Consider the following 17,605-nt stretch of genomic DNA (forward strand, 5'->3'; position numbering starts at 1 on the left):
TCGTCGATAGCTATCGGCCGATTCTCTCCTGTGCGTTTGTCAGCGAAGCGGTCAGAAATGGGCTGGGGCTGCCGTGCCAGAAAAGATCCACCGTATCGCGTGCCCGGGTGGCCGCCACGAACAGCAGGGAACGGGCTCGCTGGATCTCGTGTCGGTATCGCAGAGGGTCCGTATCCCGCAACGCGTTGACGGCTTCCCTGGGCACGAGACCATCCGTCACACCTGCGATGATCATTCGCTGGTATTCCAGTCCCTTGAACCGGAACATGGTGCCGATATGGACGCCGCCGGTGCCGTGCGGGCCGTCGGAGCGGATCTCGACCGAGCGGATGTCATGCAACTTGAGTGTGTACCCCACCTCGGCCGCCATCTGGTTGGTCGGCACGCAGATCGCGATCTGCTCGTGCGGGGTACGTGGCTCGGCAACCGTGTCCCACTCCTTGATGAGCGCAGCGATGCCTTCCCGCTCTGAGGCCCAGTCATGGAACGGGTGCCCGGACGGTCGGCTGCCGCTGAGCACCGACCGGTAGCCGGCCAGGGTCTCTTGGCTGCCGTCGAGGTCGTCGTACTGGGCTTCTCCCAGCACGCCCAACGCTGAGCGCAGGATCTGTCGGGTCGTGCGGTAGCTGAGGCTCAGCTTCGAGGACCGGCCGCGGATATGGATGCCCAGACTGCCAAGCGTCACCTGGTTCTTGTAGATGCGCTGGTGGGTGTCGCCGACCAGGAACAGGTCGTCCGCCGCACGAGGAGTCATCGCGCGCAGCATCTTCCAGTGGGCGGGCCGCAGGTCCTGGGCTTCGTCCACGACGATGTGCCGGTACCGGTAGCGCAGCCAACCTCCCGAGCCGTCCGCCACGTGGACGTTGTCGAGGCCGCCCGCCTCCTCCCGCTGCCGGGCGATGCCGAGGATGCGCTGCTCACGGCCCATCTCCAGGCGAGCGGCACGCTCGGCCACCTGGTCCCAGGACTGCCGTCCGAGACGGTCGAGCCGCTGGGTGAAGCGTTCAGCGAGCTGCCAGATCTCGGCGCGCTCGGCGCGGCCGATGTTCCTGCCGCGACCGGCACGCCGGGCACGGAAGTAGTCGGTGCGGGTGCCGACGGCCTGTCCCAGAATGACCTGCGTCCACTCTTCGTGCAGGAACTCCGGCTCCCAGGTGTTCTCCCCGAGCTCATCGAGCAGCGCGCGCCATTCCCGTACCGCCTGGCTGTCGTCGATGGTCTGCTTGCCGTTGCCGGGTTCGGCTTCCCGGACGATCCGTAGCGCCAGCTGGTCGACGTGGCTCACCTCGACCCGGGCCAGCAATTCCTCGCCCCCCAGTTCCAGCAGCCTGGAGCGCAGATCGGCGGCGAGGTTCTTGTTGTAGGTCGTCAGCAGGACAGGTTTGTCGCGGCCGGGGGACAGCTCCCGCACGAGATGCCGTACCCGGTGCAGGGCCACGATGGTCTTGCCGGTACCGGGGCCGCCGCCCACCCGGGCAGGGCCGTTGTAGCGTCGTTCGACCAGCTTGGCCTGAGTGGGATGCAGGAATACCTTCCAGCGGCCGAAGTCGCCGCTTTCCAGGGCCTCCCGGAGAGCTTCGTCCGTTGTGGTGACGACCGTTGCCGGACGCTGTGCGGCTGCCTCGAAGTCCTCCGGGTCAACCGGGTCGGCGGTGGCCACGGGCTTCGTCACCTGATCGAGGACATCGTCGTAAGACGCCCCGTCGAACAGTGACAGCAGTACTTCGCCGGTGAGCTGCGGCGCGTACTCGACCAGACCGAGCAACTGGTCCTCGGTGGTGAGCGTGCGGATCACCGGAAGCAGAGGTTCGGCGACGCCCAGGCCGAGCAGTTGGTCGTCGGTCCAGTCGGCGAACAGTGGCCGTGCCGCATCGGGTCGGGCGGGCGCCTCGGCCGCATCGGGTGCGGGTTTGGAGGAGGGCGGAGTCGGCAGACGGCGCAGAACGCTGTCCTCCACCACCTCCAGATCCACGTACTCGATACCGCCGGTGACCTGGTTGACGCCGTACGACAGCCGGTCGTAGACGTCCTTGCGGTGCTTGACGGAGACGATCAGCCAGTCGTCCTCGGCGAGCCGCAGCAGCAGTGCGCGGTACTCGTCGTTGACCCGTGCCGACCACAGCCTGTTGTCGCCCTTGAGCTGCTGGAGTTTGAGCCCGGCGGTGTGCGGGTTGGTCTTGAACTTGTGCTGGAAGTCGAAGAACGCGCCCTTGACCGTACGTGGGAGCTTGAGGATCTCCTTGTCGGCCTTGTCGAGCAGACGCAGAGTGACGCCCGAGGTGTTCATCGCTTCGACTCCCCGTCGCTGGTGACCGTGTTGTTCTGCTCCTGACCGGTGAGGCGGCCGATCAGCCGCGCTCCGTCCCATGCCGTCGCGGTGCGGACCTCCCAGCCCGCGGCCGCGAACGCCTTGTCCCGGTCCGCTGCCTCGTGATCTGGCTCGTCGCGGTCCACGCGGGGTGCCAGAACCACTCCGATACGTGCGTCGGGCCAGGCCAGTTCGGCCTGCCACCCATGCCCGTCCAATTCGTAGCCGTCCCGAGGCGCGGGCACACCCGCGCCCGCCAGCGCGTGCGCGAGGCCGACGAGCCCCGGCTCCTCCGGATCGAGGTATTCGATGACCCGGTCCCAGCCGGGGTCCCGCTTCGGACCGGTAGCCGTGGTCGCTTCGCCCGCATCGGACCGGGGCGGGACTTCCTCACCACGGGCGGGAGCGGGCACGGCCGGTGTGGCGACGAGGGGGGCGGCGGGCTCTGCCGCGTGTGCCGTTACCGGGATCCGTGCCGACGTCAGCCAGCCCACTCCGCCTGTCACGGTGAGCGCTTCGGCGGTGAAACCGTCGAGCATGCTGGTCGTGAGCTGGGCGCTGTCCCCGCCGCCGTGCTCCAGGAACTGCAGTACGTTGCTCCAGTACAGCCAGGCCCGCCAGCGCCGCTTGTGCGCCCGCTCGTCGGCCAGGGCCGCGTCGCCGTCGTCCAGGACGGTGAGCCCGGTCCACACCGGAGGTGTACGCCTGCCGTCCGCGGCCAGCACGAGGTGACAGTTCGACTCGTCCGGGCCGGACATGAGCCGCACCCGCCCGGCGGCGCCGGACGGAGCGCCGCCGCGCAGCGCTTCTCGGATGCCCTCGCCGACGCCTTCACCCACGAGGGCAGCGGCACGGATGCCGTCGGCACCGCTCAGGCCCGCGGCCACCGCCTCCGCCCGCCGCTGCCAGCGCCCGGGTTCCGGGGCACGCAGATAGGCCAGGAGCAGCTGGGCCGGATTGACCCACATCGTTTCTGCCAGCTCGCCGGGCAGACCCCGGCCCACCCGCTCGTAGTAGTCACGGGCGCGCTTCCGGCTGTTCGTGCCGTACGGCTCCCACACCGGGTCGCTCGGCCCGGCTGCCGCGTACCCGGTGTCCTTGACCCGCTGCTGCCACTCCTTGACGTCATGGAAGGTCAGCTGGAACACCCGCAGACCCTCGGCCCTGAGCCGCGTCCGTTTCATGGCGTCGTCGGCGAGCCGGTTGTGCTCGTGGGTGGCGTGGTAGGCGTAGCCGTCGAGATACAGGGCCACGCGCGGGCCGGGGGCGTCGAGCCGTTCGAGGAGTAAATCGGGCCGGGTGCCGTCCAGCGCGCGCTGCTGGGAGACGCGCCAGCTCACCGTCGTGCCGTCCGCCGCTGTCAGCCGCAGATCGAGCGCGTACGTGCCCGCCGATGTGGTGTACGTGTCCGCTGCGGCCTTGGACTCGGCAAGCTTGGCCCAGTCCTGGAGCGTGTCGATGAACAGGACCTCGAGGTCGCTCTCGGCCTGCCGCTGCAACGGGATGTGCCGTGTCGTCGCGACCGGCGAGGTCTGCCAGCGCTCGCCGTCCGTGCCGAGTAGTTCGTCCAGCATCTGCCGGACCTCGTTGCGGCTCACCTTGTCGTAGTCGGTGGCCGGGACCCGCCGCAGCAGGCACTGGTGGCAGCCGTCGAGCCCCTTCTCGCGGCACGCGCACCGCTCGATGACCTCGCGCGCCTCAAGGAGCACCTCCCGGAAGCCGTCGGCGGACGCCAGCCGGTGCAGGTATCCGGTGCCGCCGGGCAACCGGTCGTAGACGACGAGGAAGCGTCTCGGCCAGTCCGCGCCCATGCCGCCCGCGTGGTCGGGCATGGTCGCCTCGGCGATGTCGATGTGGTCGGGGTCGCCGCCGTAGCGTGCGGCTATGCCCGCGAACAGTGCGGCGGTGAACGAGGCGAGTCGCTCCTTGACCCGGGCCATCGACGCGGGCAGCAGGATGCGCACCGCCTCCGTGGTCAGCTCGTGCGCGAGCAGCAGTGGCACGTCCTGCCCCCTGCCTTGCCCGTCCGCACTGGTCGTGGACCCCCTGCTGCGGCGACGCGGGCACCACAGCAGATGGTGCCTCGCGGCCGGGGTGCTCGCCGCTCCCGACTCGGTCAGCGCGTGCTGCTCCACGTCCACCACGGGGCGCCCGTCGGCTGTCGCCCCGCCGCAACTGGTGCAGACGAAGAACGGGTTGATCCGCACGTCCCGTCCCGCCAGAGGCACCGTGCTGCTGCCGTCCTCACGGTCCAGCCCCAGATTGAGCGTCCGGATCTTCGCATGGCGGGTGAAGTCCACTCCGAAGACCGCGGTGTCGTGCCGCCAGGAACCAGGAGCGAGCCGGTCAGGATCGATGTCGACGGTGGTGAGGACCGCGTAGTGCTTGCGGTCCCGTTCATCGCGGTCGTCGCGCACCCGGGCGTCGTCCCGCTTGTCGCGGGAGAACACCCGCTTCGGTTGCAGTACGTACTGCACGCAGCCCGCGTCGGCGATCTCCCGCCCGCCGCAGCGCGGGCATGGGGCCGTGTCGTGTTCGGCGTCCTCAGTGCGCACGAATCCGCAGGCGGGGCAGAGCCGCCAGACGGACCAGGCTCTGCGGTCGGGGCTGCCGATGTCGAGGGCGCGTACGGCGTGACGGTAGCCGTTGACGTAGAAGTAGTTACCGGGGGCCAGCTCGGTGAGCGCCAGTTTGCGGGACCGCTCGTAGTCCCGCGTCTCGCTGCGATAGATCTTGCGGACCGGTCCCTCCTCGGCGCCTGCCTCCTGCTCGCCGTCCTCCTCGCTCGGATTCTCGGACCAGTACAGCGTCGCTTCCAGCTGAGTGGTGGTGTCGGTCAGGCTGTAGTTGGGCAGCAGACCGAGCTCCACCAGGGTGGCGTGGGCGCTCGACTGGCTCAGCTCCCGCAGCAGGTCCCCGGCACCTCGCCGCTCGGCCAGCAACTCGCGCCGCTCGTGGTTCTGCGTCTCGTCCGACCGGGCCAGCTGCCCGGCGGCCTCGTCGATCGCGGCGATCCTGCGTCGCAGCTCCTCCCGCCGCCCCGTCCAGTCCTCCTCGGCCTCCTGGAGGGCGCGGACGATGCCGCTGGTCGCATACGCCCTCAGCTCCTCGGCCGCGTACGCCGAGACGCCCGCGCCGTCGGGCTCTCGGCCGCCGCTGCCGTCGGGGAACAGGGCCAGGAACTCCTCGACGAACTCGGTGCCACGGGTCTGCGCGGCATCGGCCAGATCCTGGCACCATCCGCTCGCCCCGAACAGGGCCGACGACAGCCGGGGGAGCGGCGCCAGTACCTCGCCGTCGGAGGTCCTCAGGTCGCCACGGGCCGCGAGGTCCAGCAGCCGGGCCGTGTACTGGCGGCGCAGGATCTCCACCGCGGACAGGTAGCAGCCAGGAGGCACGATGGTCCCGGCGATCATCTCCTTCGGTTCGTCCAGGTAATACAGGTCGCGCGCCTTGCGTCCGCCGAAGGCGACCACCAGCGCGTTGCCCGTGTGACGTCCGGCCCGCCCGGCGCGCTGTACGTAGTTGGCCGGCCCGGCAGGCAGGGAGCCGAGCAGTACGGCCGACAGATCGCCGATGTCGATGCCGAGTTCCAGTGTCGGCGTGCACGACAGCACATTGGGGTCGGTGTAGTGCGTTCCCGCCTTGAAGGTGCGCTCGACCCGCTCCCGCTCCGGGCGGCTGAGCATGCCCGTGTGCTCGGCGGTGACGACACGGAACGTGCCGCCTGTCAGATAGAGGCGGCGGTAGTAGTCGGCGGTGTAGTCACGTTCCTGCACGGCGCCGCCGAGGTGGGGGAGCCCCGCTCCGTTGCGGGGCATGCCTGGCTGTGGCGCGGTCAGCCGCCCCCCGCAGCGGTACCTGGGGCAGGGATGCCCGTACCAGCGCGTGCGCCGCTCGGGCGCTACGACCTGCTGCCAGCCGCAGTCCTCGCAGCTGACGAAAGCCTTGTTGACGACCGCGTCGCCGAGCAGTCGCACGTTGATGTGCCCCGGCTGAAGCCCGTAGACCCGGGTCTGCCGATCCCGGGCGGTCCGCACCGCCAAGACACCTTCCTCGGCGAGGGCGGGCAGCAGCCTGCGCAGATACTCCACGGCCCCGGTGGCGTCCAGCGTCAGGCACCTGCGCGTCCAGTCCTGGTACCAACCCAGACGTCCCGTGACCGCATCGAATTCGGACCGGTCCTTCTGCCCGTCCAGCAGGAAGCGGGGCGGGGCCACCCCCTCGGGGAAGGCCGGCATGCCGGGAGGCCTGAGCCCCCAGATGAGGTAGCGGTTGCTGCCACCTTCCTTGATCCAATCGTCCAGCCAGCGGTGTCGTACCGCGCCGCGCATCCGCAGTCGCTCGAGCAGCCCCCGCACATACGCCAGATACCGCTCGGGGGTGGGCAGGCCCCCTCCCGTCAGTAGCTGGCCGGGCAGGGCCAGATGCAGGTCACGGGCGAGGTCCGTGATGCGGTCGGGCTCTGCCACGACGACCTCGGCCGCCGCGGTACGGGTCAGCTCCAGGGTGCGCCCCATGCGGCTGCGCAGCCCGAACTCCATCACGGTCGTGAACGCCAGCCGTTCCCCGATCAGCTTCCAGGTCCGGGCGTCGCCGGTGCCGCGGCCGGACAGCAGCCGGTCGACGCCCGCCTCGTCGTGGAGGTCGGGGGGCACCACGGCCGCCAGGGCGTCCGGGTCGTCCACCGAGTCCAGGACGTGGCCGATCAGCTCGTTCAGCGCGGTCGGCGCTCCCGAGTCGTCGAGGTTGTGGGCGAGGAGCGAACGCAGCGAGAATTTGTACGAGGCGTTGGCAACGTACCCCGCGCGATGCGCCGCATCCTGTGTGGAGTCGTTGAACAGCAGCGTCTTGCGCTCTTCCGGTACGAGCGCGATGTCGCCGCCGGTGAACAGCTGGGTCACGGCTGCCGAGGCCAGGGCCGCCTGGGCCGTGCCGAGAAAGCGGATGCTGTTGTCGGTGTGGCAGGCCGGGCAGCGGTCGTCTTTCGCCGCGCGGTCGGCGGTCTTCTTGTCGAGCAGGGCCCGTGCGAACCAGGCGTCGACGAGCTCGCCGTCGTCTCCGGCGGTGGGCAGCCGGTAGGTGCCCTGGCCGCCGTCCAGCACCACGACCGACAGCGGGTCCCCCTTGCCGCCCGTGGGCCGCGCCCCGGTCAGCGCGTCGAGCGCCCGCTGCCGCTCGCCGTGGGTGGCGGAGATGAAGTAGCGGATGCGCCGCCTGTCCCGCCCCACCGCGGCTCGCCAGATACGGTCCTGTGCCGTCACCAGCTGCTGGGGGTCGGCCTCGGGGGACAGCGCCGCCCACCCGGAGCGACCGCAGCTGCGGCAGTACACGGCGGGCAGGTGCACCTGGGCCGGGCGCGGCGCCGTGTCGGCACCGGGCAGCGGCTGCGGGCTGCTCGCCGAGGACGACGGCCAGCCCCCGGACGAGGCGTCCGGATCCTCGTCGCCGGGGGGCGCGGCGCTCAGCGCGGCCCGCCGGGTGGCGGTCCGGTCGTCCTCGTACCAGCGGAACTCAGGGGTGCGTCCCACCCCGCGCAGGACCCGCGTCACGGGCCGCACCCATAGATGCGCCTCGATGTGCAGCAGCGGCCGGGGCCTGCGCTCATCGGACTCCGGGTCGCGAGCAGCCGACAGCAGTGCCACGAACCGGCCCAGCGCCTGGAGCACCAGCCGCGGATTCTCCCGCGCGGTACGGCCCCAGGAGTAGCCGAACCGGGCCAGCCGATCCCGCAGCGCCCACTCGTCCAGCGGCTCCCCGCTCAGCAGCGAGAGCACGCCGTGCGTGAAGTCGTGCCGCTTCAGCAGCCGCCCGATACGGAAGGCGTCCAGCCCGGAGCGGCCCAGCAGCCTCGTGGCGAGAGCGTCCAGGTCCAGCAGGTCGGGGCGGGCCTCCACGTCCGGCCCGCCGGACACCGCCACCACCTCCTGCGGGGAGGGTGGCTCGTCCAGCTCGTAGTCCACGGACCCGGTGAACTCATCGGCGGTCATCCGTTCCTCGCCGATGACCGCCTCCGCCGGGAACGGCATCCCGAACACCCGCGCCGCCACGTCGAGGACGCCCCCGGCTCCGTTGTCCGCCGCCCCCTCACCGAGCGTGGCCGAGGTCGCCACCGGGCAGATCGACCCCAGCGGCCTGCCGGGCCGGGACGCGCCGGTGGCGGCAGCGAGCCGGCGCAACAGCATCGCGACGTCGGTGCCCTGCGCCCCGTCGTACGTGTGGAACTCGTCCAGCACGACATAGGTGAGGTCGGCGCCTTCCCACAGGCTCCGGTCCTCCCCGCGCTGGAGCAGCAGATCCAGCATCTTGTAGTTGGTGATCAGCACGTCGGGCGGGGACACCCGCATTTCTTCCCGGCGCGTCATCACCCGCCGGAAGTCCGTGTCGGGCCGGTCGCCGATGTAGAGGCCCGCGGTGACCTGGGCCAGCTCCGGCCGCGCCAGGTAGTCCCCGATGCGCCCCGCCTGGTCGGTGGCGAGCGCGTTCATCGGATACAGCAGAACCGCCTTGACCCCGCCGCGCCCCTCGGCCTTCCGCCGTCGGCAGTGGTCCAGTACGGGGACGAGGAACGACTCGGTCTTGCCGGAGCCGGTACCGGTCGTCACCAGAGCCGGCTGCGCGGGCCCGCGCAGCGTGGACAGCCGGGCCCACGCCTTCGCCTGGTGCCGCCACGGCACGAACCCCGGGAACCCGGTCGCTCCCTCCACGTCCCGCTGCCAGCCGTCTTCGGCGAGGTGGAACGGCGTCCTGATCCGCAGATACGGCCCCCGGAAGATCCCGGTCTCGGGGTGCCCGAGGAAGCGCTCGAGGGCACCTCGGGTGTCCTCGTCGGCGAGGGCGTACGTCGTCGTGAGGTACTGCGTCAGACTGCCGCGCAGCTGCGCGGCGGCCATGGTGGGCTTCACGACGGTCCCCCTTGCGATGCCGGTGCCCTGATGATCCCTATCACCGTATAGGGGGCCACCGACAGTCCCTGTTGCCGGTGGATCCTCCCTGACCTGCTACTTGCTCTTCTTCCACCCGGATATCTCATCCGCAAAGTCACGGTACGACCTATTGTTGCCGGTTGGACGCGCGATGACGTGACCACCCTTGACCGCGGCCTCCATGATGGCGGGAGCGTGTGACTCGCTGTACGGAGGCTTCCCGAGGTATTTCTCGAGGTGCTCTTTGGTCTTCTCGAGTTTGGCGAGGTCACGGCGACAGTCTGCCTCGCGCAGCCGCCAGCCGGGCTTGACTTTCGGGAACGCCTCTGGAAAGAGCATCAGCCAGGCTTCGATCTCATAAGCGGCCAGCGCCAGGGCTGAGGGGTACTCCTTGAACGTGGCCCGCATCTCCTCAGCGATGCGTCTGCGGACCTTGTCGTAGTTGTCGTCCGCGACGGCATCAAGATCCGCATGTATGACGATGCCGACCAGTTTCGCTTTGTCGGCATGGCCCTCAGCGAAATTTTTGATCTGCTGGAGACGAGGGGAGAGCTTGGCCTGGGCGCGGGCCAGACGGATAGGCTTCTTCATGGCTATCACGTCGGGGCACTTTCCCGGGTGTAAGGCGGGAACCAGGTGCTGAAGCACCCTGCGATCGTAGTCACCCTCGCCAGCCACTACGACGACTGAGCGCTGACGGCCGCGAGAAGGCTTCGCGCTCACAGTCCACCCCCAAGAGCGCCTGAGTACCAGAGATCGCCCATCGGTTCGTACTCGGACTTCTCGATGACCCGCTGAATCTCCTCGGGGCGCCGAGCTGGGATGCGGGAGGCGCCGCTCGGGAGCCGTTCGCACACGACGAATTCCTCGGGCTCTAGCTCGTTGATGAGAACGGGTGAATGAGTGGTGACAAGGAACTGACCGAGGCTACTGGCCTGGCGGAGCCTGACCGCCAAAAGGCTCAGTACGTGTGGATGGAGGCCATGGTCGATCTCCTCAATGCACGTCAGAAGCGGAGGATTCGGGTCATGAATAATCGCGAGCATGCACAGGACGCGGACCGTTCCCCAAGACGCGTCCGAGAGTCGAGTGCGCCCGCGCAGGCACTCTTCTTCCAGTTCCACTTCGGCACGGCTGGAGCCCGCGAGGAGTGGTACGTGGATATTACGGATCTGCGGAACCACGGTCCGGACATCCTCCAAGAGGAGCTCCCAGGCATCACCGTGCGACCGAAGACTCAGCAGAAAGTCCGCCAGGTTGGAGGCGTCACCTTTCAGGCGCGGTTCCGATTCACTGATCGCCGAGGGCTGCCTGGCGGCTCGCACGTCAGGGTCGAACACTCGGATCTCAGAGAGGTGGCGTCGCACCTCACCAATGGCCTGGGCGGACGGACTGCTGTCCGGCAAAGCCAGAGTATGGCCCTGGTGAAGGACGGACCCGATTCTTTCGATGCTGGCCCGGGTCCTAGGGCGGCCGGTCTCCGACGGACTATTGACGACAACGGTAGTGCTCGTCAGCTCAACCGACGTCTCTGCGTGCGTGGTCGGGTGCTGGACCAGCCGTTCCTGTCGGGAGAGCACGTGCTCACGGTGGTGTGGCTCGGGAAGCCGCCGCTGGGAGACGCTCAACTCGTAGCGGTCCGGCGCTTCCTCCGACGCGAAGTCGGACCAGATGCCCTCGACCCCGACGGTGAAGCGCGACACCGGCTTCGGGCTGCCACGGAAGGCTAGGACGTCGAATCCACCCCGTTCCTCCACGGCCGACTCGATCCCCTTGCGGGACACCTCGCCCAGAAACTCCAACGCGTGCAAGACGTTCGACTTGCCTGCCGCGTTGGGGCCGACCATGACGGTCAAGGGCCCGAGCGGCAGTTTCGTGTCGGTCAGGGTGCGGAAGTTGCGCACCGTCAGGCCTAATAGGCGGTGGTTCAAGCTCGCGCCAATCATGAGTGGCCGGGGCACCAACGACCCGGCGGACTGCTCCGGCGCACGGCGGGCGGATCACACGCACTTGGCTGAACAACACTCAGTCCCCCACGTGCGCCGTTCACGTGAAGTGACCGGCCACCGAGCATCACAAACAGTACATCCTGCGTCACAGCGGTACCAGGTGCTTGCCTGATTCAGCCATCTGGACCGAAAGGGCTCTCTTTCCGGCGCTTCGCCGTCCGTCGACCCTGACAGGGAGGGAAAGCGCGCGGGCAGTGCCGAGGGGGAGCCGCGATGGCCGAACCGCTCTATGTTCCCGTCCTACTCGTCCGGCAGCACGCCCGGATGGCCTACGAACATGTCCGGCCCGATATACAGGCCGCGATGGCCCCACTGTGGAACCTTCCGCCGTGCCCGGGCGTGCCCTCGGCGGACCTGAACAAGGCCTCGTGGCGGAAAGAACTGAACAAGGTCAGAGGGGCACACCGCCGCCATCCCGGCTGGCTTGATGCCCCGTTCGCCGAGGAGGTGCAGCTACCGGCATACGCGGAAATCCTGTCCGAGTGCACCGGGCTCTCCCGCCTGCTCCGCCCGGTGACCGGGCCCGAGCGCGGCATTGCCCAGCAGTCCGCCGCCCTGGGGACAGCTCACCGCTATGGCTGCGGGGTTGGCATTCGTGTATCCGTGCCGGGGGAGTGGGACGGCCGTACGACCGAAGCAGTTGGCCGACTCCTGGGCCGGGCCGAATCTGACGTGCCCGTCGACCTGCTGCTCGACATGGGCAGTGTCCTACCCAGCCGCCCCGACGCGGGCAAGGAGGCGCTGCGAGCCTTGGACGCCCTGCACCCCCTGACGACCTGGCGCACGGCTGCCGTTCTCGGTGGGGGATTCCCCCGGGCCACAGACGACATGCTGGAACTGGGAGAGCTTCACGAAGAGCCCCGCACCGACTGGCACATGTGGAACGAGGTACGGACGAGCGATCGTGACTATCTGTCGTGGCTCACGTATGGCGACTACGGCGTGCAGCCCGTCACCGCTCTCGCTCAGGAGCCGGGTGGTGGAGGCCCGCCGTGGGGCCTCCTCCGCTACACCACCGACGATTGGTTCGTGCTGTGCAAGGTGTTGAACGGCGGCCCCGACCGTACGGCGAGCATCCGGGCGGCGGCGCGCCGGGTCCGCGATCTAGCTGAGTTCAGGGGAGCGTCTGCCAGCGCCGGGGAGACTTGGTTGCGCGACTGCGCCGACGGCCCTCTGTCGTCCAGCAAAGGCACCGGGCAGGTCATGGACTGGCTGCGGGCCGGGAATGTCCAGCACATCTCCTACGTCGTCCGGTGCCTTCGCCAGGGCTGATCCGCCTTGGTGTGGGCGCGCTCAGTCGAACAGCGGTGCCAGCATCTCTTCTCCCGCCAGGATCCGCCACGCCGGAACCCGCACCACCCGGCCCACCTCGCACGCCTTCGCCCCGTGCCCACCGGACGGCAACCCGGTGAGCAGATCACCGCGGGCGTGCGTGAGCCGCAGGTGCCTCGCCGGGTCCCGGCCGGGCGGCGGGCCCGTGTCGATCAGTACCGCCGTGTTCTCCCCGTCCACCGTGAACAGCAGATCCACCGCATGGCCGCCGACGACTGCCGCGCGCTCCAGATCGGTGACGCCGTGCTCGCCGAGGTACCGCTGAAGCCGGTCGGTGAGCTCTTCACGGGACGCGGTCCCCGGGCCTACCGTCCCCTGCGGGCCGCCGATGGAGTTCCCGGCGTCCACGCCGTGGTCGTCACCGCCTCCCGCCCCCAGAGGCATCGAGCGCCCGGCGAGCATCGCGGGAAGACCGCTCTGCCCCTGCCAGAACGCGTGACTGCCGACCGTGATCAGCTGCGACTTGGCCCGTGTGATCGCCACGTTCCACAGGTTGACCTGGCCTGCCACCCAGTGTGTCGTCCTCGGCGGGGTGTTGAGCGTGGCCACGGGGCTCAGCACCATGACGTCGCGTTGCCCGCCCTGGAACGCGTGCACCGTCCCCACCCGCACCCGGTCGTCGTCGCGCCACACCCGCGCCAGCGCCTGCTTCTGCGCCCGGAACGGTGTCACCACGCCCACCGTCGCGTCCTGCGGCAGCCGCGCGAGCAGTTCGTCCACCACCCGCCGCACGGCCCCGGCCTCGGCGTCGTTGCGCCAGGACTGTCCGTTGCCGCCCCGCGCCGACTCGCCGCCCGGTACGTCCACCCAGCCGAGCACCGGCGCCGGATCGGCCGCTCCCACCGGGTCGAGTGCCGGAACCTGCCGCCGTACGTCGGTGAGTACCTGGAGCTGGCCCGCGTAGCAGTAGCCGTTGACGACATCGGCGATCAGCGGGTGGCACCGGTAGTGCTCGTCGAGCAGCAGGGCGGTGTCGCCGTGCTGGGCGGCCGCGTGGTACGCGGAGTGCACGTGGTACGTGAGCCGATGGTCCTCCAGCTGCGCTGCGCTCAACCCAGCCCGGACCCTTGCCTGCCGCTCCTGCTGCGGTGCGATGTTGGCGATATGGCCCAGCTGCATCGGGTCACCGATGATCAGTGCCCGCCGGGCCCGGAAGAGCAGCGGCAGCACGGACGGGATCGAGCACTGGCTGGCCTCGTCGATGACGACGAGGTCGAACAGCTTCGGGGCGAGTTCGAGCTGCCGCACCGAGTGGGTGCTGATCGCCCAGCCCTTGAGGTGCGCCATCAGGTTCTGCTGGCTCTTCCGGAATCCCCGACGAGCCCGCAGCGCCTGGAGCCGCTGCCCCATCAGCCCGCGTGCCCGTGTCAGCGCTTCCGCCGACACGGCCCGGGACAGGTCCGCGGACAGCTCCGACAGGGCATCCGCCGTCGTCAGCCGCACCTGCTTCAGCCCGTCCTCGTCCCACTCGGTGTGCCCGGGTACGAGTTCCCGCAGCCGGCGCTCCACGGCTACGGCGTCCGCCAGGGCCTCCAGAAGCTCCGGCGGCACGGGCCGCTCCTTCGCCCACCCCGGCCACGGCGTGCCTTCGCCCTCCGAGGCGCCGGCCGCCGCGACCAGCGCGGCCAGTGCCCGTGCCCTGCGCCACCCGCCGAGCAGCCACCGATGGGCCCCGGCCGCTTTCCGGGCCCTGCTCTCCCAGCGGCCCAGCGTGGCCGCACCGTCCCCGGCCGCTGCCGCCCACGCGGACTCCAGCAGCGTCAGCGGCAGCTCCAGGGCGTCGGCCCGTTCCTCCCGTTCCCGGAGCAGGTCCAGCAGCCGCCTCTCCTCGCCGACGCGGCGTTCCGCCTCCTCCCGCTGCCCGGTGGACCGCGCACGGGTGTTGCGCAATTCCCCGCCCACGGTTGCCGAACCCCGCCGCGGGGCCTCGATGGGCTCGCCGAGCAGCCGCTCCAGCTTCTCGGCTTCCTCCTTCAGCGCCTTTGCGTTGCCCGTCCGCATCATGAGCCCCGGTGCGATGGCGTCGCACCGCTCGGCGACGACGTCCACCGCCTCGTTGTTCGTGGACGCGACCAGCACCGACTGCCCGGCGGCGACACAGGTGGTGACGGTGGCCGTGACCACCTCGCTCTTGCCCGTACCGGGCGGCCCCGTGGCCACTGTCAGTGCCCGCGTCATCGCCGAGGAGACCACCAGCTCCTGGCTCTCGTTGCACGGCCCCGGCGCCACGACGACGGCCGAGGACTCCGCCCCCGTGTCTGCCTCACCGCCGTTCAGCAGCGCGTCCAGCGCGGTGCCGGGGATCTGGCCGGTCCGTGTCGACATCTGCAGCAGGTTGTCAACCAGACCCTGCGTCGCGTTTGCCTCCACGCCGGACGGCACCAGCAGGACGGCCGCGTTGTGCGCGCCGGGCCGCAGCGCCTCATTCACCGTCCACTCGCTGAGCGCGGACGGATCGAGTGGCTCCAGCTCCGGCAGCCCCAGTTCCTCCAGCAACTGACGCACGGCCTGCAGCATCTGTGTGTCGTTGCCCTCCTGCCAGGTCGGCTGCCAGCCGGCGACGAGGTCGGCCGCGTCGTCGGCGTCCAGCAGTTCCGAGACGACACCGGTGTGCAGGGCGGGAACCCCGGTCGGCCGGAGCACGTCCTGGCCGTTCTCGTCCGGCGCGAGTTCCATCTGCTGGACCAACAGCGGCGCGATGGTCACGGGCGTACGGCGTCCCCGGCCGCCTCCCTCGCGTACGGGGAGCGTGATGGCCGGATAGCCGTACCAGTACTCCTGCTGCGTCCCCGCGTCGCCATCGCCCCGGCCTTGCCTGCCCTGGGGCCTGGGCAGTTGCCCGGGTGCCTGAAAGGTCGAGCCCCGCCCCGACTGGATGATCTCCTCGCCCCTGCCCAGCAGGAAGTACCCCGAGTCCCGCTCCTTGTCGCGGTCGGGCAGCATGCCGGCAGCTGCCTCGGCGGTGAGGCACTGCACGTAGTAGTGCAGCAGCCGCTGCCAGTCCACGCCGTCCCGCGCGTCCAGAGCCGCCAGTTCCCGGGCCTTCAGCAGGGCGGGAGACTGCCGTGCCGTCTCCGTCGCGTCCCGCGGCGGTGTCGGGAGGTGGACGGGACGCGCCACCGAACGTGCGAAGGGCAGACTCCGGGTGGCCCGGATCGTGGACTTGGTGGGGCGCTGCTCTTCCGGCACGCCGTTGCGCGCCATCTGTGCCGTCAGGTAGTCGAAGAGGTCGTCCGGCGTGATCCAGCCGCCGCCCTTGATCCGCCCGTTGCGCAGGCCCTCCACGATCTCTCCGGTGAAGCGGGATGTACCGAGCGTGGAACCGGGCGGCGCCATCGCGGACGCGGACTGCAGGGCGTCGGACGCGGTGATGAAGTACACGCCCGTCGGCCGCAGGAGGGTGCTGGGCGCGGGCGGCTCGTCGGCGTCGCCCGGGGCGCCCTTGGCGGTCCAGCCCTGGACGACGGACCCGCTGGAGCAGCAGTCCAGCAGCACGAGCTTCGACGCGGCACGGCAGGACTGGAGCATTCGCTCCAGGAACTCCGCCGGGACGGCCGTGCCCGGCAGGTCGTCGGGGTCCGCGTCGCGGGTGAGGAAGTACAACTGGTTGTCGCCTTCGCAGAACTCGCCGTGCCCGCTGAAGTACAACAGGGCCGTCTCACTCGGCTGCCGATTCTCCAGGAACGTCTCCACGGCGTGCAGCATCTCGGCGCGGGTCGGCTCGGGAACCATCTCGCAGTCGTTGTACATGCCGATCTCGGTGTTTTGCAGCACCGCTTGCATGTAGTGGAGGTCGGCCCGGACGGGCGGGAGATCGTGGTAGGTGTCGCTGTCGTATGTGGAGACGCCGACGAGCATGGCGTAGCGGTCGTTGTCGGTCATGCGTGTTCAGCCCGCCGTCGTCGCGTCGCCGTTGTCGCCGTCTTGGCCGTCGGCGGACTGGTCACCGCCCGCGAGGAACCGCTCGATCCGCTCGTCGTCCGCGCGCGCCTCCTTACCGGTGATCTGGAGGGTCGCACCGTCGGGCCGCCTGGCGACGATCGTCCGCTGCGGTACGCGGGCCAGCCAGAGCTGTACCCCGGTCGCCACCAGCGAGCCGGCGCTGATCAGCACCCCGATCGTGTCGACGGACAGCCCGCCCTTGTCCGAACCCCCGGGCGTGCGCTGCCGGGGGATGTCCAGGGACGCGCCGGGATCTCCGTCGGCGATCTCGGCGAGGAGTTCGCGCGCCTCCTTGCGGGCGCGGATGGGGTCCTCGTCGAGGATGGAGATCCGGTATCCGGTCCGGGCGTTGGGCGTGGTGGTCACGGTGCTTCCCCCCTGGGCTTCCGCGGTGTGGACGTGCCGCGTGGGCGCACGCCCCACGGAGCGCCGAGGCTAGTCCGCGGTACGGACAACCAGCGGGTCGATTGCCAAAAACCGCTGGTCATTGGCGCGAAAACGGCTGGTGGCGGTCACACGTCCTTCACTGGAGGCGTAGCTCCGCGCATACGGTCTTCCCCGGTCCGCCGACACGTGGGGTGACCGTCCAACGGGTCGCCAGCTGGGCGACGATGAGCAGGCCCCGGCCCGACTCGACGTCATCCGGCGGCTCCTGGGCGGTCAGCGGTGGTACGCGTTCGCTGCGGGTGTCGGAGACCTCGACGCGGAGCGTGTCCCCGGTCTCGGTCAGACGGACGCGGAAGTCCCGGCCGGGTACGTGCCCGTGGCGGATGGCGTTCGCGGTCAGCTCGGCGGTGATTAACGTCAGCGTCTCGTTGGCGCGGCCGTCGTACGGGTGCCCCCACGTGTCCAGCCGGTGCGAGACGAGGCGACGGGCGAGGCGGGCTCCGTGTCGCGAAGACGTGAACCGCATGGAGAACTCGCGGATGAGGTGGGGGTGGCTGGTCTGGGAGGGGTGGGTCTCGGCGGGAGCGGTCTTGCGGGCGTGGCGGGTGGCCCCCTGTGCGGGGGATTTCTCGCTGTTCATGTGGCCCACGCTTCCGCCCCGGCCCTAGCGTGACGAGATACGACGCGCACACGGGCTGTCG

The 17,605-nt window shown here is 70.0% G+C and carries 8 protein-coding genes; 1 reads left to right on the forward strand and 7 read right to left on the reverse strand.

Annotated elements, in window-relative coordinates; translation table 11 throughout:
- Nucleotides 1-10 precede the first annotated feature (10 nt).
- From NMK44_RS04760 to NMK44_RS04775, 4 genes are all read right to left on the reverse strand, one after another.
- Nucleotides 11-2,287 carry a UvrD-helicase domain-containing protein gene (locus tag NMK44_RS04760; protein WP_254738493.1) on the reverse strand — a complete coding sequence of 759 codons (2,277 nt, stop codon included), beginning with the start codon at nt 2,285-2,287 and terminating at the stop codon, nt 11-13.
- Nucleotides 2,284-9,213, reverse strand: a complete 6,930-nt coding sequence (locus NMK44_RS04765) for a DEAD/DEAH box helicase (RefSeq protein ID WP_254738495.1) — start codon at nt 9,211-9,213, stop codon at nt 2,284-2,286. The genes NMK44_RS04760 and NMK44_RS04765 overlap by 4 nt, the downstream gene beginning before the upstream one ends.
- A gap of 96 nt (nt 9,214-9,309) precedes the next feature.
- The gene (locus NMK44_RS04770; protein WP_254738497.1) at nt 9,310-9,882 is read right to left on the reverse strand and encodes a hypothetical protein; all 573 of its coding nucleotides are present in this window, start codon (nt 9,880-9,882) and stop codon (nt 9,310-9,312) included.
- 71 nt (nt 9,883-9,953) lie between these two features.
- Nucleotides 9,954-11,138, reverse strand: a complete 1,185-nt coding sequence (locus NMK44_RS04775; protein ID WP_254738499.1) for an AAA family ATPase — start codon at nt 11,136-11,138, stop codon at nt 9,954-9,956.
- Between the two features lie 318 nt (nt 11,139-11,456).
- Here NMK44_RS04775 and NMK44_RS04780 point away from each other — a divergent pair, with 318 nt between their 5' ends.
- Entirely contained in the window at nt 11,457-12,515 is a 1,059-nt protein-coding gene (locus NMK44_RS04780; protein WP_254738501.1) for a beta family protein, read from the forward strand.
- Between the two features lie 21 nt (nt 12,516-12,536).
- Here the strand turns inward: NMK44_RS04780 and NMK44_RS04785 are convergent, their stop codons facing one another.
- From NMK44_RS04785 to NMK44_RS04795, 3 genes are all read right to left on the reverse strand, one after another.
- Nucleotides 12,537-16,457 carry a caspase, EACC1-associated type gene (locus NMK44_RS04785; RefSeq protein WP_254738503.1) on the reverse strand — a complete coding sequence of 1,307 codons (3,921 nt, stop codon included), beginning with the start codon at nt 16,455-16,457 and terminating at the stop codon, nt 12,537-12,539.
- Nucleotides 16,458-16,463: 6 nt separating this feature from the next.
- Nucleotides 16,464-16,883 carry an effector-associated constant component EACC1 gene (locus tag NMK44_RS04790; RefSeq protein WP_254738505.1) on the reverse strand — a complete coding sequence of 140 codons (420 nt, stop codon included), beginning with the start codon at nt 16,881-16,883 and terminating at the stop codon, nt 16,464-16,466.
- Nucleotides 16,884-17,040: 157 nt separating this feature from the next.
- The gene (locus tag NMK44_RS04795) at nt 17,041-17,544 is read right to left on the reverse strand and encodes an ATP-binding protein (protein WP_302887753.1); all 504 of its coding nucleotides are present in this window, start codon (nt 17,542-17,544) and stop codon (nt 17,041-17,043) included.
- Nucleotides 17,545-17,605 lie beyond the last annotated feature (61 nt).

It is taken from the genome of Streptomyces cucumeris (genome assembly GCF_024295805.1).
GTDB lineage: Bacteria > Actinomycetota > Actinomycetes > Streptomycetales > Streptomycetaceae > Streptomyces > Streptomyces cucumeris.